The sequence below is a fragment of the Pseudomonas sp. W2-17 genome (genome assembly GCF_041060445.1).
Taxonomy (GTDB): Bacteria; Pseudomonadota; Gammaproteobacteria; order Pseudomonadales; family Pseudomonadaceae; genus Aquipseudomonas.
The window spans coordinates 39,369-61,215 of sequence record NZ_JAUFNS010000012.1; the positions used below are offsets into that span (position 1 = coordinate 39,369).

Below are 21,847 nucleotides of genomic sequence, written 5' to 3' on the forward strand. Positions count from 1 at the left end.
CCGGCATTTGCCGGCGATTCAACTGCAAGAGCGGATCAAGCCAGCTCTGCAACCACCGCCGCCAACGCTTTCGCCGGATCGGCCGCCTGGCTGATCGGGCGGCCGATGACCAAGTAATCAGAACCCGCATCCAGCGCCTGACGCGGCGTCAGAATGCGACGCTGATCGTCCAGCGCGCTGCCGGCCGGACGAATGCCAGGGGTCACCAATTGCAGTGAAGGGTGCGCTGCTTTCAGGGCCTGAGCTTCCAGCGCGGAACACACCAGACCGTCCATCCCGGCTTTCTCAGCCAGTGCCGCCAACCGAAGCACTTGCTCCTGGGGCTCGATGTCCAGACCGATCCCGGCCAGATCCTCGCGTTCCATGCTGGTCAGCACGGTCACGCCGATCAAGAGCGGCTTGGGGCCGGTGCGCTGATCCAGCACGTCACGGCAAGCCGCCATCATGCGCAGGCCGCCGGAGCAGTGCACATTGACCATCCACACGCCCATTTCAGCGGCGGCCTTGACCGCCATCGCCGTGGTGTTGGGAATGTCATGGAATTTGAGGTCCAGGAACACTTCGAAGCCCTTGGCGTTGAGGGTTTCGACAATGTCCGATGCGCAGCTGGTGAACAGCTCCTTGCCCACTTTGACCCGGCACAGCTTAGGGTCCAGCTGATCAGCCAGATTCAACGCGGCTTCGCGGGTCGGGAAATCCAGGGCGACGATGATGGGGGTCTGGCAGGCGGACATGAGCGGGTTCTCTGGCAAGTCGAAATCGGCGCGCATTGTAGCCGAACATCCCGCAGGGCGGGACCCGGCAATCGGTAAATGCCTGCCCGACCCGCGCCAGGCGTTGTGCATCTCGTACAATTGAACCACTGGACAGCGCCGCTGCTCCAAGCCTTATCACAAGAAGGAGAGCGTTATGCCCTGGTATGCCTGGTTAATTCTGGTCGTTGCAATCGGCTCGATCGTCGGCGGTCTGCTGATGCTCAAAGATTCAGCGAAGAAACTGCCCCTCACCGATGAACAACTCAAGCGTGTTCACGAGCGCAATGCCGAGATGGACGCAAAAGAAGCGCGAGACCGCTGAACCGCCCTGCCCACCGATGCCGCTGAAGCACGTTGCGGGAGCGCGTTTTCAGCGCTCCCCCATCGCACCCGCCTTAGCACCCGCTGCGCGTTGCCGGCAGGTAATAGGTGCCTTCGTCAGTCGCTCTTCGCACCTTCGCCCTGAGCCACCGCGTGGTGAGTGGCCTGCGGCGTTACGGCGATACGAAACGGCTGAAAGATCTTGAACATCTCCCCGTTCTCCCGGAGTTTCTTCAGCAGTTCGCTGAATCGTTCGCCGCTGATGGGTGCGTCCGGGCGCAACAACGCGTAGTGCCGATACACCTGATCCACGCGGTCCGACACCAGAAACTGATCGGCGTCCTGCGGGTTGTTCGCCATGAACGTGCTCAGGTAGGAGCGCGTGACCAGTGCGATGTCCGCGCGGTCACGCAGCACCATCAGCAGGTTGCTGTCGTGGGAATAGGTCAGCGTGGCGTTGTAATTGTCGGCGAGAAATTTAGGGTCGGCGTCGAAACGCGCGAACGCGTAGTGATAACCGCTGAACAGCGCAAGGCGCTTGCCGTGCAGCTCCTCGAAATACGTCTGGGTCCTGCCCTGCAAGCGGTGCGCCACGAAAACCTCGGCGTCTTCCAGCCCCATGTCGACGTCTTCGTGGGGAATGCCTTTCCAGCCCCAGTCGGGGTTTTCGAAAATGGCCATGTCAAAGCGCGCCTGCTGGAAATCACGAAACCGGCGCGGGATAGACGTGGGCACCGCTTCAAAGCGGTAGTCGTTCTGCATCGCGTTCAGTGCGCTGATCATCTGCGGCAAGAGCCCGGTGTCTTCACCGCGCTCGGGGCGGATCGTGTACGGCGGGAAATGCGCTGCACCAATGCGCACGATCTGCGTCGCACCGGCCTGCCAGGCCCACAGCGTGGTGGTCGTGAACAGCAGGGTTTTAAAAGCCATCCGCATCGGCGTGGACATCAAGACAAGGACCTCAGGCGAAACGGAGTACGTAAGCTATGCGTTCGCGATCAATTAGACAACGGTCAAACGGAAGCTAAATCGCCTCTGTCGTTCCAACTCTCGCCCTCCTTGCGCCTTGCTGCCCCCTTTCCCTTTCGGCCCACATCCCGGCTGAGTGCGCGCGATGTCTTTGCAGGACCGGCTTTAGCCGGGAAGAGCCCCGACTGAGTGCCACCCGTTTTGTAGAGTGTCGCCCGATGCTTTCCCGGCTAAAGCCGGTCCCACCATAAAGCGCTGAAGCTGTCCTTGTCCTTTGCGTTATCGACCGCGCTGCGCTTTATATGAGGAGCGGATCCGCATGCAATTTATGCCGAGGCGCGTCTGCCAGGCAAGGGCTGTCCCGGCCATTTGCCAGTCAGGCGCTACAAAAGAAGAGGGCCTTGCAAACCTTCCCGCCTGCCGCGAGTCCCAATCATGGATCATCCGCGCCGGGCAATTGGACGTGACGGCCGTGATGTGGCTACGCTCCATGGCGCTGCCGCAGGTTATGAAACAGGAGTTCGAGATGCCCTACTGGCTGGTGATAGACCTGGAGGCCACCACTGAAGAGGGCGGATGGCCGGTGGCGGAAATGGAAATCATCGAAATCGGTGCGTCGCTGGTCAATCAGGACGGGCGCGAAATCGACCATTTCGAACGCTTCGTGCGGCCCGCGCGCCGACCGTTGCTCACGCCCTTCTGCCGGGAGCTGACGCACATCCAGCAGAGCTTTATCGACAGTGCCTTGACGCTGCCGGCCGTATGGCCACAGTTTGAACGCTGGATCGCTCAACACCGCGAGCGACTGGTCGCCTGGTCCAGTTGGGGCGATTACGATCGTCAGCAGCTGCAACAGGACTGGCGTCAGCACCAGCTCACCAGCGAACTCGCCACCCTGCCCCACATCAACCTGAAACAACGCTTCGCCAAAGCCCGTCACCTGCAAAAACCCTGCGGCCTGAACGCCGCGCTGCAACTGGCCGGGATGCATTTCAACGGCCAGCAACACCGGGCACTGTCGGACGCGCGCAATACCGCACGTTTGTTACCGCTGGTGATTCCCGGCTGAAGCCTGACGCATCTCTCAAAGCGGATGACGGCCTTTTGTACGTTCGGCATACTGTCCGGCCTTTTCCAGCCCTTCCCAAGGAGATCAGCCATGTTCAAGGTCAACGAGTATTTCGACGGTACCGTCAAATCCATTGCCTTCAAGCAAGCAGCAGGCGACGCGACCATCGGCGTCATGGCTTCCGGAAAATACAACTTCGGCACCAGCGACCGCGAAATCATGCATGTGATCTCGGGCTCCCTGAAAGTGCTGCTGCCGGGCGCCAACGACTGGGAAACCTTCAACGCCGGCGAGAGTTTCAAAATCCCGGCCAACGTCAAATTCGATGTCGAAGCGACCGAAGAAACCGCCTACCTCTGCGAATACCGTAAAGACTGATGCGCAGATTCAGGTCGGCACTCAGCCGACCTGCTCCACCCCGGCATTGAACTGCAAGGCCGCCAGCCGCGCGTACAGCGGATTGCTGGCAATCAGCTCGCGGTGGGTTCCTACCGCGACCAGTTTCCCCTGATCCATGACCGCAATCCGGTCCGCGTTCTGCACCGTCGCCAGTCGGTGGGCGATCACCAGGGTCGTGCGACCCTTCATCAACGTCGGCAATGCCTGTTGAATCAGATACTCACTCTGGGCATCCAGTGCGCTGGTGGCTTCGTCGAGCAACAGAATCGGCGCATCGGCCAGCAACGCTCGCGCGATGGCCAGCCGCTGACGCTGCCCGCCCGACAAGCCCAGGCCGCCGTCGCCCAAGTGGGTTTGATAACCCTGGGGCAGCAGCTGAATGAATTCATGGGCATGGGCAATCCGCGCCGCCGCCTCCACTTGCTCGACGCTGGCCGCCGGGTTGCCGTAGCGAATGTTGTCCTCCACCGAGCCGAAAAACAGCGCAGGGGTCTGCGACACCCAGGCGAAGCAGCGGCGCAGGTCAAGCGGATCGAGGCGTTCGGCGGGGATGCCTTCAATCAGCACCCGCCCTTGTTGCGGGTCGTAGAAACGCAGCAGCAAGTCGAACAGCGTTGACTTGCCCGCGCCGGAAGGCCCGACCAGCGCCAGGGTTTCCCCCGCTTCGACGGTCAGGCTCAAGCCGTCCAAAGCATTGCGCTCCGGCCGTGAGGGGTAGGCGAAACTGAGGTTTTCCAGCGCCAGGCGACCGCTGATGCGTTCGGGCAGCGTGAGCAGATCACTGGCAGGCGCAGTGATTTCGCTGCGCGCCTGCAGCAATTCGGTGATGCGCTCTGCCGCGCCCGCTGCCCGTTGCATCTCACCGATGACCTCGCTGAGGGTGCCGAACGCGCTGCCGACGATCAGGCTGTAGAACACGAACGCCGCCAGCTCGCCGCCGGAGATGCGGCCGGCAATCACGTCCATGCCGCCGACCCAGAGCATCACGCCGACCGCGCCCAGCACCAGCACGATCACCAGGGTGATCAGCCACGAGCGCTGCAGAATCCGCTTGCGCGCCGTCTCGAAGGCGTCTTCGGCGGTCTGTGCAAAACGCTGCCGATCCTGCTCCTGATGGTTGTAGGCCTGCACGGTTTTGATCTGCCCCAGGGCCTCGGACACGTAGCTGCCGACATCCGCCACGCGGTCCTGGCTCTCCCGGGACAGGCTGCGCACGCGCCGGCCGAAAATCAGAATTGGCGCGATCACCAGGGGCAGTGCGACGACCACAATGCTGGTGAGCTTGGGGTTGGTGAAGAACAGCAAAATGATCCCGCCGATGACCATCAGCGCGTTGCGCAGGAACATCGACAGCGACGAGCCGATCACCGATTGCAGCAGCGTGGTGTCGGCGGTCAGGCGCGACTGGATTTCCGAGCTGCGGTTGTTCTCGTAGAAACCGGGATGCAGGCTGACCAGATGGTCGAACACCTGCTTGCGCAGATCGGCGACCACCCGTTCGCCGATCCAGGAGACCAGATAGAAGCGGGCGAAGGTGCCGATGGCGAGGGCGACCACCAGCCCCATGAACAGGCCAATGGTTTCGTTGAGCAGCGTCGGCGAACGGGTCATGAAACCCTGATCGACCATCAGCCGGATGCCCTGCCCCATTGACAGGGTGATGGCGGCGGTGACCACCAGCGCGAGCAACGCACCGATGGCCTGCTTGCGGTACGGCGCGATCATGCGCAGGGCAAGACGAATGGCATGCCGCTGACGGCCGGAAAAGACTGAAGCCATGGAGGACACCCGGAAGACGAATCAGCCGCAGAGCCTACACCTCCCTCCCCGCGCACGCTCGTCAGCTTTCGCTGAACTCCGCGGGCCGTCGCCAGTCAAGACATGCTGTCACGGCGCGGTCATGCCGGCGTGATTACTATCGACGCGTACTTACCTTATGAGGAGACAGGCCATGAGCTTGCAAAGCAGCAGCAATCAAGAACCCGTGTTCCGCCCTCAACCCGAGCTGCAACTGGGCGGCGCGATTCTCGACAGAAACGGGCAGGAAATCCTGATTACTGAAGAAATGGTTCAGGCGGCCTGCCAGGAATGCGAGAAGTACTGGGTGCAGCCCGACAAACAAGATTGATGTGCAGATTTGATTCCAACCCGGCCATGGCGCCGGGTTTTTTATGGACGCCGATCAGTCACCCACAACCGTCGCACCCAAGGCCTCGACGATCTGACGCAAGGCCGCCGACTCGCCGTTGATGCGCACCTGCAGGCTGTCGATTTCCCGGCGGGGCGGGTAATGCTTGCGCAGGGCGTCGAAGGCCAGGCGTTGGCTCTGGGCATCGCCCACCAGACTGCGGCGGAAATCCGCGTCGTCGCGGCGAGGATCGTAAACGCCGCGACACAGCGCGTTCAGTGCCCAGACCGGGTCGGTGGCAGCGTCCAGCGTGACCTGCGCCAGCCAAGGCTTGGGCAGCAAATCTTCAAGCCTGATGCTCGCCGGTTGGCCGAGGTGCGCGCACAGGGCCTGATAGATCTGCGCCGTGCCGCGCTGTCGGCCGTCGAGGCTGTAGCCAGCGATGTGCGGCGTGCCAATGACGCACAGCTCGGCCAGTTCGACGTCGACCGCCGGTTCTTTCTCCCAGACATCCAGCACCGCTTGCAGGTCTTCGCGTTCCAGCAGCACCTGGCGCAGGGCGGCGTTATCGACCACCGGGCCGCGCGCTGCGTTGATCAGCCAGGCGCCCGACTTGAGCTGCTGCAGCCGGGCGCGGTCGAACAGGTGCCAGGTGGGCGTGTCGCCCGCTTTATCCAGCGGCGTGTGCAGGCTGATCACATCGCAGCGGGCGATGATCTCGTCGAGGCTGACGTAATCGCCGCCTTCACTCGCCTGACGCGGCGGGTCGCAGACCAGAACATTCCAGCCCAGGCCGCGCAAAACCTTGATCAAGCGGCCGCCGACCTGCCCCGCCCCCACGACGCCGTAAGTGCGACTGGCAAGCTCGACGCCTTCGATTTCCGCCAGCGTCAGCAGACTGCCCAGCACGTAGTCCACCACGCCACGGGCGTTGCAGCCCGGGGCGCTGGACCATTGAATGCCGGCTTCCTTGAAGTAGTCGAGGTCGAGGTGATCGGTGCCGATGGTGCAGGTGCCAACAAAGCGCACCGGCGTGCCTTCGAGTAAGCCGCTGTCAACGCGGGTCACCGAGCGCACCAGCAGAATATCGGCGTCGGCGACGGCAGCGCGGTCGAGCGTGCGGCCCGGATAACGCTGGATGTCACCGATGCCTGCGAAGAAGGCGTCGAGCAGGGGAATGTTTTCGTCGGCAACTATGCGCATGTCAGGGCTCCTGGAGTGGCCGCAGTGTAGGCGCCAGCGCCCTGCCGAGCCAGCGCGATGCGAAAAGCGTCAGCCGGTACGCAGCCAATCAGTCGAGCTTCTTGCGGATCCAGTAGAGGAACTCGCCGTCGCCCGCCTGTTTGTCCACCAGCTCGTGGCCGAGGAACACACAGAATTTGGGGATATCACGCTGGGTGGAGGGATCGGTGGCGATCACCTTGAGCAGGCCGCCGGGGGCCAGGTCACGCACCTTCTGGTGCAGCATCATGACCGGCTCGGGGCAATTGAGGCCGGTGGCGTCGAGCACGGCATCGACAGCGGGGCTTTCAATGGAATCAGACATAGGGGCAGTGGAATCAGACATGAGGGCGCTCCGGAAACAGGCCGGCATTGTCGCTTAATTGATGAGGCACGCCAAATCAGGCGGTCGGATGTGCGGTGCAATCCTGTCCGTCAATAGCCATGGACTACGCTGCTGCCTACAAACTTTGTAGGATTCTGCGACATCTTGGCGTTTGGTCATCCCGGACCCTGCACGTATGATCCTTGACATTTCTCCGCAGATTAGAAACCTATGTCCCTGATAGTTCTACTGCTTCTGCCTTTCATCGGCAGCTGTCTGGCGGCACTTTTGCCGCACAACGCACGCAACAGTGAATCCATCCTCGCCGGCCTGATCGCCCTGATCGGCGCGGTGCAGGTGGCATTGTGGTATCCGCAAATTGCCCACGGCGGGGTCATCAGAGAAGAGTTTTTCTGGCTGCCCAGTCTGGGCCTGAATTTCGTCCTGCGTCTGGACGGCTTTGCCTGGCTGTTCTCGATGCTGGTGCTGGGCATCGGCGCCCTGGTGTCGCTGTATGCGCGTTATTACATGTCGCCGGACGACCCGGTGCCGCGCTTCTTCTCATTCTTTCTGGCGTTCATGGGCGCCATGCTCGGGCTGGTCATGTCCGGCAACCTCATTCAGATCGTGTTCTTCTGGGAGCTGACCAGCGTCTTCTCCTTCCTGCTGATCGGCTACTGGCACCACCGCGCCGACGCCAGGCGCGGCGCTTACATGGCGCTGATGGTCACTGGCGCCGGCGGCCTCGCGCTGCTGGTGGGGATGATGCTGCTCGGGCACGTCGTCGGCAGTTATGACCTGGACCGCGTGCTGGCCTCGGGCGATGCGATTCGCGCCCACGCGCTGTACCCGGTGCTGCTGACGCTGATTCTGATCGGCGCGCTGAGCAAGAGCGCGCAATTCCCTTTCCATTTCTGGCTGCCCCACGCCATGGCGGCACCGACGCCGGTGTCGGCGTATCTGCACTCGGCGACCATGGTCAAGGCCGGCGTGTTCCTGCTCGCGCGCCTGTGGCCGTCGCTCTCGGGCAGCGAACAGTGGTTCTGGATCGTCAGCGGCGCAGGGGCCGCCACGCTGGTGATCGGCGCCTATTCGGCCATGTTTCAAAACGACCTCAAGGGCCTGCTGGCCTATTCCACCATCAGCCACCTGGGGCTGATCACCCTGCTGCTGGGCCTGAACAGCCCACTGGCCGCCGTCGCGGCGGTGTTTCACATGCTCAACCACGCGACGTTCAAGGCGTCGCTGTTCATGGCGGCGGGGATCATCGACCACGAAAGCGGCACCCGCGACATCCGCAAGCTCAGCGGGCTGATCAAGCTGATGCCCTACACCGCGACGCTGGCGATGGTCGCCAGCGCGTCAATGGCCGGGGTGCCGCTGCTGAATGGCTTCCTGTCCAAAGAAATGTTCTTCGCGGAAACGGTGTTCATCACCTCAACCGACTGGGTGGAGATCGCCCTGCCGGTGATCGCCACGATCGCCGGGATCTTCAGCGTGGCCTATTCCCTGCGCTTCACTGTCGATGTGTTCTTCGGCCCGAAAGCCACGCGCCTGCCCCATACGCCCCACGAGCCACCGCGCTGGATGCGCCTGCCGGTGGAATTGCTGGTGCTGGCCTGCCTGATCGTCGGCATTTTTCCCACGCACTCCGTCGGCCCGTTGCTGGCCGCCGCAGCGCAGCCAGTGGTCGGGGGGGAACTGCCCGAATACAGCCTGGCGATCTGGCACGGGTTGAACGCGCCGATGATCATGAGCCTGATCGCCATGGCCGGCGGTATCGTTCTGTATCTGCTGCTGCGCGGGCCGATCAAGCGCAAGCAGGTGAACGGGCCGCCGCTGATCTGGCGCCTGAACGGCAAGCGCATGTTCGAGCGCGTGCTGGTGCTGAAGATGCGCGGCGCACGCCGACTGGTGGGGCTGTTGACCACGCGTCGTTTGCAGGCGCAGCTGTTTCTGATGGTGCTGGCCGCGCTGGTCGCCGGCTTCGTGCCGATGTACGAGAGCGGGCTGAGCTGGGGCGATCGACCGAAGATCCCGGGTTCCGGGGTGTTTGTGATGCTCTGGCTGATTGCGATTGCCTGCGCCATCGGTGCCGCGTGGCAAGCCAAGTACCACCGACTGGCGGCCGTGACCATGGTCAGCGTCTGCGGGTTGATGACCTGCGTGACCTTCGTCTGGTTCTCCGCGCCGGACCTGGCGCTGACCCAGCTGGCGGTGGAAGTCGTCACCACGGTGTTGATCCTGCTGGGCCTGCGCTGGCTGCCGCGACGCAACGAAAACATGCCGCCACCTTCTCAGGCGCGACGCCGGGCCAAGGTGCGGCGGATCCGCGATTTCGTCCTCGCCGTGGCGGTGGGTGGCGGCATGGCGGTGTTGTCCTACGCCATGCTGACGCGGCCGACGCCGAACGCCATTTCCGAGTTTTACCTGAGCCGCGCCCTGGCCCAGGGCGGCGGCACCAATGCCGTCAACGTCATGCTCGTGGACTTCCGTGGCTTCGACACCTTTGGCGAAATCACCGTCCTGGCCGTGGTGGCGCTGACGGTCTTTGCGCTGCTGCGTCGCTTCCGTCCGCCGAAGGAAAGCATCGCCCTGCCGGCACAACAGCGCTTGCTGGCCCGTGACGTGGTCACCGATCTGGTCAATCCGCGCCACGCTACCGACACGGCACTGGGCTTCATGATGGTGCCGGCGGTGCTGGTGCGCCTGCTGTTGCCGGTGGCCTTCGTGGTGTCGATGTACCTGTTCATGCGCGGGCATAACCAGCCGGGCGGCGGTTTCGTGGCCGGGCTGGTGATGTCGGTGGCGTTCATCCTGCAATACATGGTCGCCGGCACCCAGTGGGTCGAGGCCAACATGAGCCTGCGGCCGTTGCGCTGGATGGGCACCGGTCTGTTCTTCGCGCTGGCCACGGGACTGGGTTCGATGGCCCTGGGTTATCCGTTCATGACCACCCACACCGCCCATCTCGACCTGCCGATACTGGGCGACCTGCACATCGCCAGCGCGCTGTTTTTCGACATCGGCGTGTACGCGGTGGTGGTCGGCTCGACCCTGCTGATCCTCACGGCGCTGGCTCACCAGTCGGTGCGCAGCCATCGCCCGACCTCGCTGCCGCAGCCCATTGAACCGGTCCCGGCCGACAGCCCGATTTCACAAGGAGCCATCTGATGGAAGAAGTCATTGCCATTGCCATCGGCGTGCTCGCCGCCTCCGGCGTGTGGCTGATCCTGCGTCCACGGACCTTCCAGGTCGTCATGGGCCTGTGCCTGCTGTCCTACGGCGTCAATCTGTTCATCTTCAGCATGGGCAGTCTGTTCATCGGCAAGGAGCCGATCATCAAGGACGGCGTGCCCCAGGACTTGCTCAACTACACCGATCCCCTGCCCCAGGCGCTGGTGTTGACGGCCATCGTCATCAGTTTCGCCATGACCGCGCTGTTTCTGGTGGTGCTGCTGGCGTCGCGCGGCTTGACCGGCAACGACCATGTCGACGGTCGGGAGCTGGGTGAATGAGTGTGATGAATCAACTGATCGTCGCCCCGATCCTGCTGCCGGTGCTGACCGCTGCGCTGATGCTGTGGCTCGGCGAGAAACATCGCCCGCTGAAAGCGCGCATCAACCTGTTCTCCACCGGGCTCGGTCTGGCCATCGCCATCACGCTGATGATCTGGGTACAGAAAACCGGCACCACCGGCTCCATCGGTGTGTACCTGCCGGGCAACTGGGAGGCGCCGTTCGGTATCGTGCTGGTGGTCGATCACCTGTCGGCGCTGATGCTGGTGCTGACCGGCATCGTCGCCTTCTGCGCCCTGCTCTTCGCCCTGGCCCGCTGGGATCGCGCGGGCGCCAGTTTCCACGCGCTGTTTCAGATTCAGCTGATGGGGTTGTATGGCGCCTTTCTCACCGCCGACCTGTTCAACCTGTTCGTGTTTTTCGAGGTGTTGCTGGCGGCGTCCTATGGCCTGATGCTGCACGGTTCGGGACGGGCGCGGGTGTCGGCGGGCCTGCATTACATCACCATCAACCTGCTGGCCTCGTCGCTGTTTCTGATCGGCGCGGCGTTGATCTATGGCGTGACCGGCACGCTGAACCTGGCCGACCTGGCGGTGAAAATTCCTCAGGTGCCGGAGGACGATCTGGGCTTGCTGCACGCGGGCGCGGCCATTCTGGCGGTCGCGTTTCTGGCCAAGGCCGGTATGTGGCCGCTGAATTTCTGGCTGGTGCCGGCCTATTCCGCCGCCAGCGCGCCGGTGGCGGCGCTGTTCGCGATCATGACCAAGGTCGGCTTCTACACCTTGCTGCGGTTGTGGACGCTGCTGTTTTCCGGTCAGGCCGGCGCGTCGGCGTTCTTCGGCGGGGACTGGCTGATCTGGGGCGGCATGGCCACCGTCAGCGTGGCGGCGATTTCCGTGGTCGCTGCCCAGCGCCTGGAGCGCATGGCCAGTCTGAGCATTCTGGTGTCGGCGGGGATTCTGCTCTCGGCGGTCGGTTTCGCGCAGCCGAGCCTGACCGCCGGGGCGCTGTTCTATCTGGTCAGCTCAACCCTGGCGCTGAGTGCGCTGTTTCTGCTGGCGGAGTTGATCGAACGCTCACGCTCGGCCAACGACATCGCCCTCGACGAGGACGCCGACCAGTTGCCCAAGGCGCTGGAGTCGTTGCACCCAGTGCCGGGGACCAATCTGGATGACGAGCAGAAAGCCGTGGTCGGCCACGTCATCCCCTGGACCATGGCGTTTCTGGGCTTGAGTTTCATTGCCTGCGCGCTGTTGATCATCGGCATGCCGCCGCTGTCGGGCTTTCTTGGCAAGCTGACGCTGATCAGCGCCCTGCTCAATCCGCTGGGCCTTGATGTGGCGAAGGACGAAGCCATTCGTGGCGACAGCTGGACGCTGGTGGCGCTGCTGATTATTTCCGGGCTGACGTCGCTGTTTGCCTTCGTGCGTGTCGGCATCAAGCGTTTCTGGACGCCCCAGGAACATGCGGCACCGCTGCTGCGGCTCAACGAATGCCTGCCGATTGCCTTGCTGGTGGGCTGCGCCATCGTCCTGACGTTCAAGGCCCAGGCGCTGTTGCATTACACCCAGGACACCGCCCAGGCGCTGCACGACCCGCAGCAATACGTGCTGTCGGTCAAGGCAGCCAGGCCGGTACCGGGGCCTGCTTCGGCGACAGCGGAGGTGCAGCCATGAAGCGCCTCTTTCCTGCGCCGCTGTTGTCGCTGTCGCTGTGGGGGTTGTGGCTGGTGCTCAACCTGTCCCTGAGTCCGGGCAATCTGCTGCTGGGGGCTCTGCTCGGCTTTTTCGCGCCGTACATTTTCGCGCCGCTGCGCCCTTCGCCCGCGCGAATTCGCAAACCCGGCGTCGCCTTGGGCTTGTTCCTGGTGGTGGGTCGCGATGTGGTGGTGTCCAATCTGGCGGTCGCCTGGGGCGTGCTCCGAGCGGGTCGCCGTCCGCCACGCTCGGCGTTCGTCAAAGTCCCGCTGGACCTGCACGACGCCCATGGACTCGCCGCGCTGGCGATGATCTGCACGGTGGTGCCGGGAACGGTCTGGTCCGAACTGGCGCTGGATCGCAGCGTGCTGCTGATGCATGTGTTCGATCTGGACGACGAAGCGGCCTTCATCGAGCACTTCAAAAGCACGTACGAACGGCCCCTGATGGAGATTTTCCAATGAGCGCCCTGCTCACAAACGCGATCCTGTTTACGCTGTCGGTGTTCGCCATCGCCATGGTCCTGACCCTGATTCGCCTGTTCAAAGGCCCGTCGGCGCAGGACCGTGTATTGGCGCTGGACTACCTGTACATCCTGGCGATGCTGATGATGCTGGTGCTGGGCATTCGCTACGCCAGTGATACCTACTTCGAAGCGGCGCTGCTGATCGCGCTGTTCGGCTTCGTCGGCTCATTCGCGCTGGCCAAATTTCTGTTGCGCGGTGAGGTGATCGAATGAATTCGTTGCAGGTTCTGCCGTTCTGGGTGGAAGTCTTGACCGCCGCGCTGCTGGTGCTGAGCAGCCTGTTCGGCCTGATCGGCGCGCTGGGTCTGCTGCGCATGAAGGATTTTTTCCAGCGCATGCACCCGCCCGCATTGGCCTCGACCCTCGGCGCGTGGTGCGTGGCGCTGGCCTCGATCATCTACTTCTCGGCGCTGAAGGACGGCCCCGTACTGCACGCGTGGCTGATCCCGATCCTGCTCGCGATTACCGTGCCGGTGACGACCTTGCTGCTGGCGCGCACCGGGCTGTTTCGCAAGCGCATGGCCGGTGACGACGTGCCACCCGAGGTCAGCGACGGCAGGCAGCAGGGGCATTGAGCCTGGGCTGAAGGTTTTTTCCAGGCGCAGACGGGCCCGCTACCCATCGCTTGGGCGTGGGGGATGTGGGCGCGATCCGTGTGCAGGCGTGTTGAAGCGCTGTGCTTACTCGCTGGCTTTGAACGTCAGCTCGCCCTTGCGCCATTTGGCGGCTTTGGCGGTGGCGGCTTTGAGGACTTTGCTCAGGCCGGTTTGAATCTGTTCGTGGGCGGCGAACACCATGAAGATGCTGTGGGACTCTTTAAAGACGATGCCGTGGCCTTCAGGCACTTCGACAAACGCGTATTCGCCCAGGCCGTAGATGGTCATCTTGATGTCGCGGAAGCGGATTTCGAACTTGCCGCCTTCGCGGCTGGGCAATACGGCGGCTCGGAAGTGGTCACCCACCTTCAGTTCCAGCCCGGGCTTATCATCGACCACCAGTGCGGTTTCGGTGTCGATCTCCGACATGTAAATGCCTTCAGGGGATTGTTCGATGACATAAACAAATCGCGCCTGGAACAGCTTTACCAACTTCGCGCGCACGTCTCCGAGCACGAATAATGCGTGGGTATCCAGATTACCTACTGCCAATGTACAAACTCCCAACCTGATAGGAACCCGCCCGGACAGCGGACCGGGCGGGAAAGAAACGAGAAATGGTGCGTCCTGAAGCCGGACGCTGGCGTGAGCATGGATTCTACCGGCAGTGAGTCTATACGGGATATATCCCTTTCGTCCGGTGTGATGAGGTTTTTGTCAGACGATGTTCAGTGGGACTGGCTTTAGCCGGGAAGAGGCCTGATCGGGCACCTTCAACTCTGCAGCGTGACACCTGACGCTTTCCCGGCTGAAGCCGGTCCCACTAAAAGCACGCGAGTGTCAGTGGCCCTTCGGGCAATCAGTTAGAACTCTTGCCTGCCCCGCGCACTCCCATGCAACAGAAGGTTACTCACTGACCACGCCAATCCGGGTCCTTGACCCGTTCGGGAGAAAAAATGGAAATCATGACGCCGTCGCTTGAGCTGTTGTTCGAACAATTGGGGCTGGAGTCCGATCAGGCCAGCATCGACGCGTTCGTCGCCGGGCATCAGCTGCCGGAAGGTGTGAAAGTGTCCGAGGCCGAGTTCTGGTCGCCGCAACAAGGGGCGCTGCTCAAGGAAAAAATCCAGCTGGATGATGACTGGGCACCCATCGTCGATGAGCTGAACGTCTTGCTGCACACCCCGACCTGACCCGTCGCCCGTGCAAAAAAATGGCGGCCTACCAAGGCCGCCATTTTTTTTTGCCGGATCCGCCATCATCGCCACCCGTTGCTTCGATGCGCTTCGCTCACTGTGGATAAGCGGGCTGACCGAGATTGGTGAACATCTGCCGGCCATTGAGCGCAGGGGCATGCACGAACAATCCATCGACCAGCGAGTCGCGTCGGGCATTGTTCCAGTGGGCGGAGCGATGGATGTAGCGCCGATACAACAGGGTTTTTTCGGCGTCACTCAACGCACCGCCCTCCCCTTTGGCGTGGCTGATCAGCTTGGTGGCTATGGGGCGCAACTCCGGTGGCAGGCTTGTTTCCGCTGATTCTTTGATGGGCAGGAACGGCACACCCTCGTCGCATGCGAGCACGTGCATCAGCCGCAGGTAAACAAGGGCAAGGTGGTTGTAGACGCGTCGCTCAAGCTTCACCGTCGCCACCACCGTCTTGACCCCCCGTGAGCTGCTGGCGAACCGTTCGAAACATTCCACGCCCAGCGAGGCGCTGTCATCGGTGGGGTCGAGCAGACGCCCGGCGTCGAGAGTGGACAGCTCGGCGTGGGCCTGCAGCCAGGCATCCGTCGTGTCATAAGGCGTGCTGACGCTGACCAGGCTGCGGCGAGGCCGGAACAGCGAGACCTGCTCCAACTCCTGAGGCTGATAGCCGCCGCCGATGTCCGAATGGCAGCCGGGCAGCACGATTTCCCGTTGCCAGTCGGGCTTGACGCTGTTGAGCACGAAGTTGCGCCGATGCTCATCACCGGCCACCAGATGCAGCACCTGCTGCGCACACCCAGGGGGTAAAAACAGATTGACCCGTTTGTTCACCGTATCCCGAACGCTGCCCAAGTCGGCAATTCCCCCGACGGCCGCGACCGTGTCGAACAGGCCGATGACCTTCAACCGCACACTGCCACTGGCCCATGAAAAGCTGTCCGAAAGCGGCAGCTTGCGGGGGTCGAGAACCGGGTCCAGCGCGCCGCGGGATTTTTTCAGCACTTCATTCGCCAGATGCCGGGCCGACGCCGCCCCCCGACTGAAGCCAAACACGTCCAGCTCCAGCGCCCCGATGACACAACCCGGGTTATCGCTTTCAAACGTCTGAAGCTCATCGGCGAGCTGTTTGATGCCACGCGACACTTTCGCCACCACGCCAGTAGTGCCGCGACCAAAGCCTTGGCCCGACACGCGAGAATCGCGCCCGCCAGAAGTCGTGCCAACGCCACTGACATACACCGCGCCATACACAAACAGGCCGTCTGCATTAACGATGGCCTTGCGCTGTTGTTTATATAACCCGGCCAGTCTCGCGATATTGGTGGGGCTGTTGCTGTAACTGCTGCCAGGGTCAGCGTGTCGACCGCCGCACTCTTTTATATGCACGCCGCCGTAGACTTCCGCCATGGCCTGACAGTCGGCGCCGATCTGGCTATTCACCCGGTTATTGCCGGTCCCGTCGAAGAATACACCGAGGCGGACGGTGACCTGCTGCGCGCCGGCGTGGGAATCGGCCGACGCGTGACTGATAGTTGCTTTTGTCATTTGATTCATCCGTGAGTACTGACATGAGTTCCGAACAGGTGATTACATATTCGGACATATACTCACAGGATGATCGCAGTTAACGTTCCGTCAACCGATGGAACTGCACTTCAGACGCGTCCTACTTCAATATCGGACGGTTGATTAGTCTTCTGGAGCTGCAAGCTACAAGTTGCAAGCTACAAGTGGCCCGCTCTTCGCTTGTAGCTCTTCACTTGAAGCTTGAAGCTCGCAGCTTGCAGCTTGATCCTCAGCTTTTCTCCGGCCTATAACCCAGACGCAGCCCGCCCCAATGTCGGCCCTTGACGACGATGGGCACGGAAAGATCGTGCATCAGTTCGCCGGTGTCGCGGGTGTAGGTCTGCAACAGCACCGGCTGCTGGTGACTGCCGCAGCGAATGCCGGTGCGGTCGTCGAACTTGCGCTTGGTGCGGTTGTTTACCGCGTCGACCGCCGTATCCCCGGTCAGCGGCCGGCTGAACACCTGATTGTGGGTCGGCACGTAACCTTGCTGCGTGCAGGCGATGGCGAAAACCAGACCCTCATGTCGGGTCAGCAGCGGCTCCTGAATGGCCGGCAGCGTCTGATCGGTGTAGCGGTCGAAGCGCGTCTGGTACTTGGCCGGCGAGGTGTTGGGGATGGGCTGATAGGTGCGGTCGAACAGATCGGTCAGGCTGACCCGGCCCTGATCGATGTCCTGCTCGAACGTCGCGGCGATCTGGCTGGCCCCTTCCCGGGCGAGGTCGTAAATGCGCTGGTGATAATCATCCAGACCCACCTGAGCGAGGCGTTCGCTGATGGTTTCCGCCTGTTCTTCCATCTGCAACGCTGACTGCGCCAGGCGCCGGGTCTGGTCATCGCTGATCGCAAGGTCGCTGCGCATTTGCTCGACCGCCACGAACAGGCCGCTCAGTTGCTCCTGATTGGTCTGGGCACCGCGTGCGATCTCACCCACCTGCTGCTCTACCCCAACCGCCAGCCGAGCGATGTTCGCCAATTGCTGCCCAGTGGATTCCACCTGCGCCACACCGCCACTCAGGTCGCCCGACAACTGCCGAATCTGCTCGACCACCTGTCGGGTGCGCTGCTGAATATCCACGACCATCTCCCCCACTTCACTGGTCGCCGTCGCCGTGCGCCCGGCCAACCCGCGCACTTCGTCGGCCACAACGGCAAAGCCACGGCCGTGTTCGCCAGCGCGCGCGGCTTCGATGGCGGCGTTCAGGGCGAGCAGATTGGTCTGGCTGGCGATGGACTGAATCACCGCCGTCACACGCTGGATGTCTTCGCTGCGCTGGCTGAGGGCTTCGATGAGTTCACGGCTGCTGTCGGCCCGTTCGCTGAGTTGGTGCATCAGGCCGATGGATTCATTGAGGACGTTGAGCCCGGCGCCGCTGCTCTCCCGCGCCTGGCTGGCGGCGGTCAGCGCTTGCTGGCTCAGGGTCGAGGCGGCGCGTTCGGTGGCGATCATCACGTCTGCGCTGCTGACGATCTGCTCGGCGGCATTGACCTGAGACTGCAGCTTGCCCGCCAGTTGCCGGACCGAAAACGCCACGGCCGCCGCAGACAGCGCGTTGTGACTGGTGCTCCGGGACAAATCGCGGGTCAGACGGGTCATGTTGTCCTCGCCCGTCTGCGCAACCGCCACGGGCATTCGACCCATGACAAGCGGCGGCAACCACAGGAGCAACAGCCCAACGGGCAGGCACACATAAACCGACACACCACCCCAGGCCAGCGCCGCGAACAGCAGGCACAGCCCAAGGCTTTGCAGGGCGGGCGTCAGCCAGCGCGAACCGGCGGCGGTCTGCTTGTCGGGAGCCGCGTGAGCGGGCTGAGAGGGTGTTGCGGCGTGACGACCTTTCGCATCCATGTCCGGGACCTGCCCTGCTTTCATTATTGTGAAAGCATTAAACGCCCAAATAGCGGCCATGCGCCATGCGTCATTGGTGGTAGTCGGTCGGAATGTGTGACGAAGGAAGGGGTTACGCAGTCAGCGCGTAAAGGGTACGCACTGGAACGGTTCGACCACCCGTTGCGGGCGGTCGAACCCGAGGGATCACGCCTGACGCTGGTGGCGGTCGATCTGCTCGTGACGTTCCTGAGCTTCGATGCAGTACTTGGTGGTCGGGCTGATCAGCAGGCGCTTGAGGCCAATGGGCTCGCCGCTGTCTTCGCACCAGCCAAAACTGTCGTCAGCGATACGGCTCAAGGCCATTTCCAGCTGTGGCAGCATGCGCTGATCGCGGTCAATCACGTTCACCAGCCAGTGGCGCTCTTCTTCCACGGAAGCGGCATCGGCCGGGTCAGCCGGGGTGTCCAGGCTTTCGATCGCGATACGGCTCTGCTCGATGCGCTCGTGGATTTCGACTTTCATGGCTTGCAACAGGTCGACGAAGAACGCGTGCTGCTCGGCGTTCATGTAGTCATCGGCCGGCATCGCCAGCAACTTTTCCTTGGTCATTGATTTCTCTATAAAAAAACGTGCATTAAGGCGATCTCAAAGGTGCGCCTCAACCTGGCATTAAACGCGCCGTAGTCTCGAAGCGCCGCTTGGCACTCAATTTACGAGGGGCGGCAGTCTAAGGCCGGGTTCGGTACTCGGCAACATAATTGATCAGGATTCGTCCAACAAGGGTTTGAATACCCGGTGGCATTGGGTCGCGCCGGGGTTTTATCGCACCCTTCACCCGGCCCGGGCGTCCTCGAAACGAGGCAGATGGTGTCTGACCGACCGTGGCCTGATCGGTTCAAACCGATGAAAAACGAAAAGGGCCTGACAACAGGCCCTCTTTGATAACACCTGAGCGACTCAGCGCTTGAGCTTGCGCTTGTTGCGGTACTGATCGATGACCACGGCGATGACGATGATCAAGCCCTTGATGATGTCCTGCACGTAGGCATCGACGCCAACGAAGGTAAAGCCGCTGGCCATGACCCCGAGAATCAGCGCGCCGATGACCGTGCCGGTGATCCGCCCCACGCCACCGGCGAGGCTGGTGCCGCCGATTACCGCCGCCGCGATGGCGTCCAGCTCGTAGGAAACGCCCATCCCGGCCTGCCCCGTGGCCGCCCGCGCCGAGGCGACGACGCCCGCCAGCCCGGCCAGCAGACCGGCGATGCTGTAGACGATCACCAGATGACGCTTGACGTTGATGCCCGAGGTGCGCGCCGCCTGCATGTTACCGCCGATGGCGTAGGTGTATTTGCCGTACTTGGTGTAACGCAGGGCGATGTGAAAGATCACCGCGACCACCAGAAAGATGATCACCGGCATGGCGCCCTGGCCGATCGCGGTGTAGGAATCATTGAGCATGCTCACCGGCTGACCGCCGGTGTAATAGCGCGCCAGGCCCCGCGCCGACACCATCATGCCCAGCGTGGCGATGAACGGCGGGATGCCGGTGATGGCGATGATGCTGCCGTTGATCGCCCCGGCGAGCAGACCCACCCCAAGCCCGGCGATGACCGGCGCCCACACCGGCAGGTCGGTCAGCGACGGAAACACCGCACGGGTGTAATCCGACGATTGCGCGAGACTGGCAGCAATCATCGCCGACAGCGCCAGCACTGACCCTGACGACAGATCGATGCCGGTGGTGATGATGACCTGCGTCACGCCGATGGCCAGCAGGCCGATGATCGACACCTGCAGAATCATCAGCACCAGCCGCTGGGAATTCATCAGAAAGCTCTGATCGCGGACGATCCAGCCGAACAGCTCGAAAATCAGGCCGATGCCGATCAGCACCAGAAAAATGCTCAGTTCGGTGGGCAGCCGGCGCTTGTGTTTACGAGGCGCCAGCGCGGGTTTGTTTTCCAGCATCGCGTTCATCTTCATGTGTGCCTCTTGTTCTTGTTCGACCCGACTGGGCATTGCGACTGGGGCGTGAAGCGGTGCTCGAAACCGGCGCTTCAGTCGCCAGAGATCGTGTGAATGGGAGTCAGTGAACAGGGTTTCCGGACGCCAGGTGCATCACCCGTTCCTGGGTGGCCTCGGCGCGGTCGAGGGTGCCCATCATTTCGCCTTCGTGCATGACCATGACCCGGTCGCTCATGCCCAGCACTTCCGGCAGTTCGGAAGAAATCATGATTACCGCCATGCCTTCGCTGGCGAGCAGTGAAATCAGCCGATAGATCTCGGCCTTGGCGCCGACGTCGATGCCACGGGTCGGCTCATCGAGAATCAGCACCCGCGGGTTGGTCATCAGCCAGCGCGCCAGCAGGGCTTTCTGCTGATTGCCGCCGGACAGCGTGTCGATGCACTGCTCAAGGGACGGCGTCTTTACCCGCAGCTTTTTGCACATGTCTTCGCACAGCACGCGCAGGGCTTTCTGGTGGACAAACCCGTTGCCGACGTAATGGGGCAGCACGGCCATTTCCATGTTTTCACCCACCGACAGGCACGGAAACAGGCCGCTGAGCTTGCGGTCTTCGGTGAGCAGCGCAAAGCCTTTCTCGATGGCGAAGTGCGGGTCGCTGACCCGGATCGGCGTGCCGTCGAGGAGGATTTCCCCGCGCGTGCTCGGGGTGATGCCGAAGATCGTTTCAGCGACGTTGGTGCGTCCCGAGCCCATCAGCCCGGCGATGCCCAGCACTTCGCCGGCGTGCAGGTCAAACGACACGCCTTCAAACACGCCGTCCAGCGCCAGGTCGCGCACCGACAGCAGCAACGTGCCAACGGGCTGGTCGCGTTCGGGAAACAGCTGGGTCAGTTCACGGCCCACCATCATGGAAATCAGGCTGTCGCCGTTCATGCTGTCGGCCCGCTGCAGGCCGATGTAGGCGCCATCGCGAAACACCGCGACTTCATCGGCAATGGCGAACACTTCGTTCATCTTGTGGGTGATGTAGATGATGCCCTTACCCTGCGCGCGCAGGTCGGCAATGATCGAAAACAGGTGGGCCACCTCCGTCTCGGTGATGGCGGAGGTCGGTTCGTCCATGATCAAGACGTCGGAGTCATAGGAAACGGCCTTGGCGATCTCGACCATCTGCCGTTCGGCGATGCTCAGGTTGCCGACCATTTCTTCCGGATCGAGGTTGATGCGCAGGCGTTCCAGCAATTCTGCCGTGCAGCGGTGCATCGCGCGGTGATCGACCATGTGCAGGCCGTTGAGCTGCTCGCGGCCGATCCAGATGTTCTCGGCGATGCTCATGTGCGGCATCAGGTTGAGTTCCTGATGGATCATGGCAATGCCCGATTGCAGCGCCGCCAGCGGCGACTGGAACACCACCGGCTTGCCGCGCAGGCGGATTTCGCCGGTGTCGGGCTGGTAGATGCCGGCGATGATTTTCATCAGCGTGGACTTGCCCGCGCCGTTCTCGCCCATCAGCGCCAGCACGCTGCCGGGCCGCACGCGCAGTTGCACGTTGTCCAGCGCCACCACCCCGGGAAAGCCCTTGCTGATGTTGGTGATTTCCAGCAGATAAGGGTGCTCGGCGTCGCTCGCCATCCCGGACGCGGGAGGATTGTTTGAAGCCGAAGCGGTTGCGGAAGCGAACATGGTCACAGGCTCCTCGGGTGACAGGGCGGCAGAGGCACGGCGGCGCTCTGCCGGGTGTCAGT

General features: G+C 62.5%; 22 protein-coding genes. 11 read left to right on the forward strand and 11 right to left on the reverse strand.

Features of this window, described 5'->3' with window-relative positions:
- Nucleotides 1–35: 35 nt before the first annotated feature.
- Complete coding sequence (gene pyrF, locus QWI20_RS16255; protein WP_163022158.1) at nucleotides 36–734, reverse strand: orotidine-5'-phosphate decarboxylase; 699 nt, start codon at nucleotides 732–734, stop codon at nucleotides 36–38.
- Nucleotides 735–909: 175 nt separating this feature from the next.
- Between pyrF and QWI20_RS16260 the strand changes: the two genes are divergently transcribed.
- Nucleotides 910–1,077: a DUF2897 family protein gene (locus QWI20_RS16260; protein ID WP_065986232.1), complete on the forward strand. Its 168-nt coding sequence runs from the start codon at nucleotides 910–912 to the stop codon at nucleotides 1,075–1,077.
- A gap of 116 nt (nucleotides 1,078–1,193) precedes the next feature.
- Here QWI20_RS16260 and QWI20_RS16265 read toward each other — a convergent pair whose 3' ends face one another.
- A complete protein-coding gene (locus QWI20_RS16265; RefSeq protein ID WP_369306323.1) occupies nucleotides 1,194–2,024 on the reverse strand; it encodes a substrate-binding periplasmic protein in 831 nt (276 codons plus the stop codon).
- Between the two features lie 547 nt (nucleotides 2,025–2,571).
- Here QWI20_RS16265 and QWI20_RS16270 point away from each other — a divergent pair.
- Together QWI20_RS16270 and QWI20_RS16275 are read left to right on the forward strand one after the other, a co-directional pair.
- Nucleotides 2,572–3,114 (forward strand): exonuclease domain-containing protein, encoded by a 543-nt coding sequence (locus QWI20_RS16270; protein ID WP_369306324.1) that lies wholly within the window; start codon nucleotides 2,572–2,574, stop codon nucleotides 3,112–3,114.
- A 90-nt stretch (nucleotides 3,115–3,204) separates the two neighbouring features.
- Nucleotides 3,205–3,492 (forward strand): pyrimidine/purine nucleoside phosphorylase, encoded by a 288-nt coding sequence (locus QWI20_RS16275; protein WP_192174033.1) that lies wholly within the window; start codon nucleotides 3,205–3,207, stop codon nucleotides 3,490–3,492.
- A 21-nt stretch (nucleotides 3,493–3,513) separates the two neighbouring features.
- On the opposite strand, the gene QWI20_RS16280 is transcribed toward QWI20_RS16275, so the two are convergent.
- Complete coding sequence (locus QWI20_RS16280; RefSeq protein WP_369306325.1) at nucleotides 3,514–5,292, reverse strand: ABC transporter transmembrane domain-containing protein; 1,779 nt, start codon at nucleotides 5,290–5,292, stop codon at nucleotides 3,514–3,516.
- Nucleotides 5,293–5,464: 172 nt separating this feature from the next.
- Between QWI20_RS16280 and QWI20_RS16285 the strand changes: the two genes are divergently transcribed.
- The gene (locus QWI20_RS16285) at nucleotides 5,465–5,641 is read left to right on the forward strand and encodes a PA1571 family protein (protein ID WP_369306326.1); all 177 of its coding nucleotides are present in this window, start codon (nucleotides 5,465–5,467) and stop codon (nucleotides 5,639–5,641) included.
- 54 nt (nucleotides 5,642–5,695) lie between these two features.
- Here the strand turns inward: QWI20_RS16285 and pdxB are convergent, their stop codons facing one another.
- Together pdxB and tusA are read right to left on the reverse strand one after the other, a co-directional pair.
- On the reverse strand, nucleotides 5,696–6,844 hold the full coding sequence (gene pdxB / locus QWI20_RS16290) for a 4-phosphoerythronate dehydrogenase PdxB (RefSeq protein WP_369306327.1): 1,149 nt from the start codon (nucleotides 6,842–6,844) through the stop codon (nucleotides 5,696–5,698).
- Between the two features lie 88 nt (nucleotides 6,845–6,932).
- Complete coding sequence (tusA, locus tag QWI20_RS16295; RefSeq protein ID WP_369306413.1) at nucleotides 6,933–7,187, reverse strand: sulfurtransferase TusA; 255 nt, start codon at nucleotides 7,185–7,187, stop codon at nucleotides 6,933–6,935.
- A gap of 231 nt (nucleotides 7,188–7,418) precedes the next feature.
- Here tusA and QWI20_RS16300 point away from each other — a divergent pair, with 231 nt between their 5' ends.
- From QWI20_RS16300 to QWI20_RS16325, 6 genes are read left to right on the forward strand one after another with little or no spacing between them, the layout of a single operon-like run.
- On the forward strand, nucleotides 7,419–10,361 hold the full coding sequence (locus QWI20_RS16300; protein WP_369306328.1) for a monovalent cation/H+ antiporter subunit A: 2,943 nt from the start codon (nucleotides 7,419–7,421) through the stop codon (nucleotides 10,359–10,361).
- Nucleotides 10,361–10,705: a Na+/H+ antiporter subunit C gene (locus QWI20_RS16305; protein WP_065986226.1), complete on the forward strand. Its 345-nt coding sequence runs from the start codon at nucleotides 10,361–10,363 to the stop codon at nucleotides 10,703–10,705. The genes QWI20_RS16300 and QWI20_RS16305 overlap by 1 nt, the downstream gene beginning before the upstream one ends.
- Nucleotides 10,702–12,381 carry a monovalent cation/H+ antiporter subunit D gene (locus QWI20_RS16310; RefSeq protein ID WP_369306329.1) on the forward strand — a complete coding sequence of 560 codons (1,680 nt, stop codon included), beginning with the start codon at nucleotides 10,702–10,704 and terminating at the stop codon, nucleotides 12,379–12,381. The genes QWI20_RS16305 and QWI20_RS16310 overlap by 4 nt, the downstream gene beginning before the upstream one ends.
- On the forward strand, nucleotides 12,378–12,866 hold the full coding sequence (locus QWI20_RS16315) for a Na+/H+ antiporter subunit E (RefSeq protein ID WP_369306330.1): 489 nt from the start codon (nucleotides 12,378–12,380) through the stop codon (nucleotides 12,864–12,866). The genes QWI20_RS16310 and QWI20_RS16315 overlap by 4 nt, the downstream gene beginning before the upstream one ends.
- The gene (locus QWI20_RS16320) at nucleotides 12,863–13,141 is read left to right on the forward strand and encodes a K+/H+ antiporter subunit F (RefSeq protein WP_192174041.1); all 279 of its coding nucleotides are present in this window, start codon (nucleotides 12,863–12,865) and stop codon (nucleotides 13,139–13,141) included. Before QWI20_RS16315 ends, QWI20_RS16320 begins: the two co-directional genes overlap by 4 nt.
- Nucleotides 13,138–13,503 (forward strand): Na+/H+ antiporter subunit G, encoded by a 366-nt coding sequence (locus tag QWI20_RS16325; RefSeq protein ID WP_369306331.1) that lies wholly within the window; start codon nucleotides 13,138–13,140, stop codon nucleotides 13,501–13,503. The genes QWI20_RS16320 and QWI20_RS16325 overlap by 4 nt, the downstream gene beginning before the upstream one ends.
- Nucleotides 13,504–13,608: 105 nt before the next feature.
- Here QWI20_RS16325 and QWI20_RS16330 read toward each other — a convergent pair whose 3' ends face one another.
- The gene (locus QWI20_RS16330; protein ID WP_192174043.1) at nucleotides 13,609–14,076 is read right to left on the reverse strand and encodes a hypothetical protein; all 468 of its coding nucleotides are present in this window, start codon (nucleotides 14,074–14,076) and stop codon (nucleotides 13,609–13,611) included.
- A 404-nt stretch (nucleotides 14,077–14,480) separates the two neighbouring features.
- Between QWI20_RS16330 and QWI20_RS16335 the strand changes: the two genes are divergently transcribed.
- The gene (locus QWI20_RS16335; RefSeq protein WP_369306332.1) at nucleotides 14,481–14,717 is read left to right on the forward strand and encodes a DUF2789 family protein; all 237 of its coding nucleotides are present in this window, start codon (nucleotides 14,481–14,483) and stop codon (nucleotides 14,715–14,717) included.
- Between the two features lie 97 nt (nucleotides 14,718–14,814).
- Here QWI20_RS16335 and QWI20_RS16340 read toward each other — a convergent pair whose 3' ends face one another.
- The 5 genes from QWI20_RS16340 to QWI20_RS16360 all read right to left on the reverse strand — a co-directional run bounded on the left by QWI20_RS16340 (nucleotide 14,815) and on the right by QWI20_RS16360 (nucleotide 21,785).
- Nucleotides 14,815–16,278: a DUF2235 domain-containing protein gene (locus QWI20_RS16340; RefSeq protein WP_369306333.1), complete on the reverse strand. Its 1,464-nt coding sequence runs from the start codon at nucleotides 16,276–16,278 to the stop codon at nucleotides 14,815–14,817.
- A gap of 250 nt (nucleotides 16,279–16,528) precedes the next feature.
- Nucleotides 16,529–18,151, reverse strand: coding sequence for a methyl-accepting chemotaxis protein (locus tag QWI20_RS16345; RefSeq protein WP_369306334.1), 1,623 nt, complete (start codon nucleotides 18,149–18,151; stop codon nucleotides 16,529–16,531).
- Between the two features lie 186 nt (nucleotides 18,152–18,337).
- Nucleotides 18,338–18,742, reverse strand: a complete 405-nt coding sequence (locus tag QWI20_RS16350; protein ID WP_122537744.1) for a TraR/DksA C4-type zinc finger protein — start codon at nucleotides 18,740–18,742, stop codon at nucleotides 18,338–18,340.
- A gap of 348 nt (nucleotides 18,743–19,090) precedes the next feature.
- On the reverse strand, nucleotides 19,091–20,113 hold the full coding sequence (locus QWI20_RS16355) for an ABC transporter permease (RefSeq protein ID WP_192174120.1): 1,023 nt from the start codon (nucleotides 20,111–20,113) through the stop codon (nucleotides 19,091–19,093).
- Nucleotides 20,114–20,222: 109 nt separating this feature from the next.
- Nucleotides 20,223–21,785, reverse strand: coding sequence for a sugar ABC transporter ATP-binding protein (locus tag QWI20_RS16360; protein ID WP_369306335.1), 1,563 nt, complete (start codon nucleotides 21,783–21,785; stop codon nucleotides 20,223–20,225).
- Between the last annotated feature and the right edge of the window lie 62 nt (nucleotides 21,786–21,847).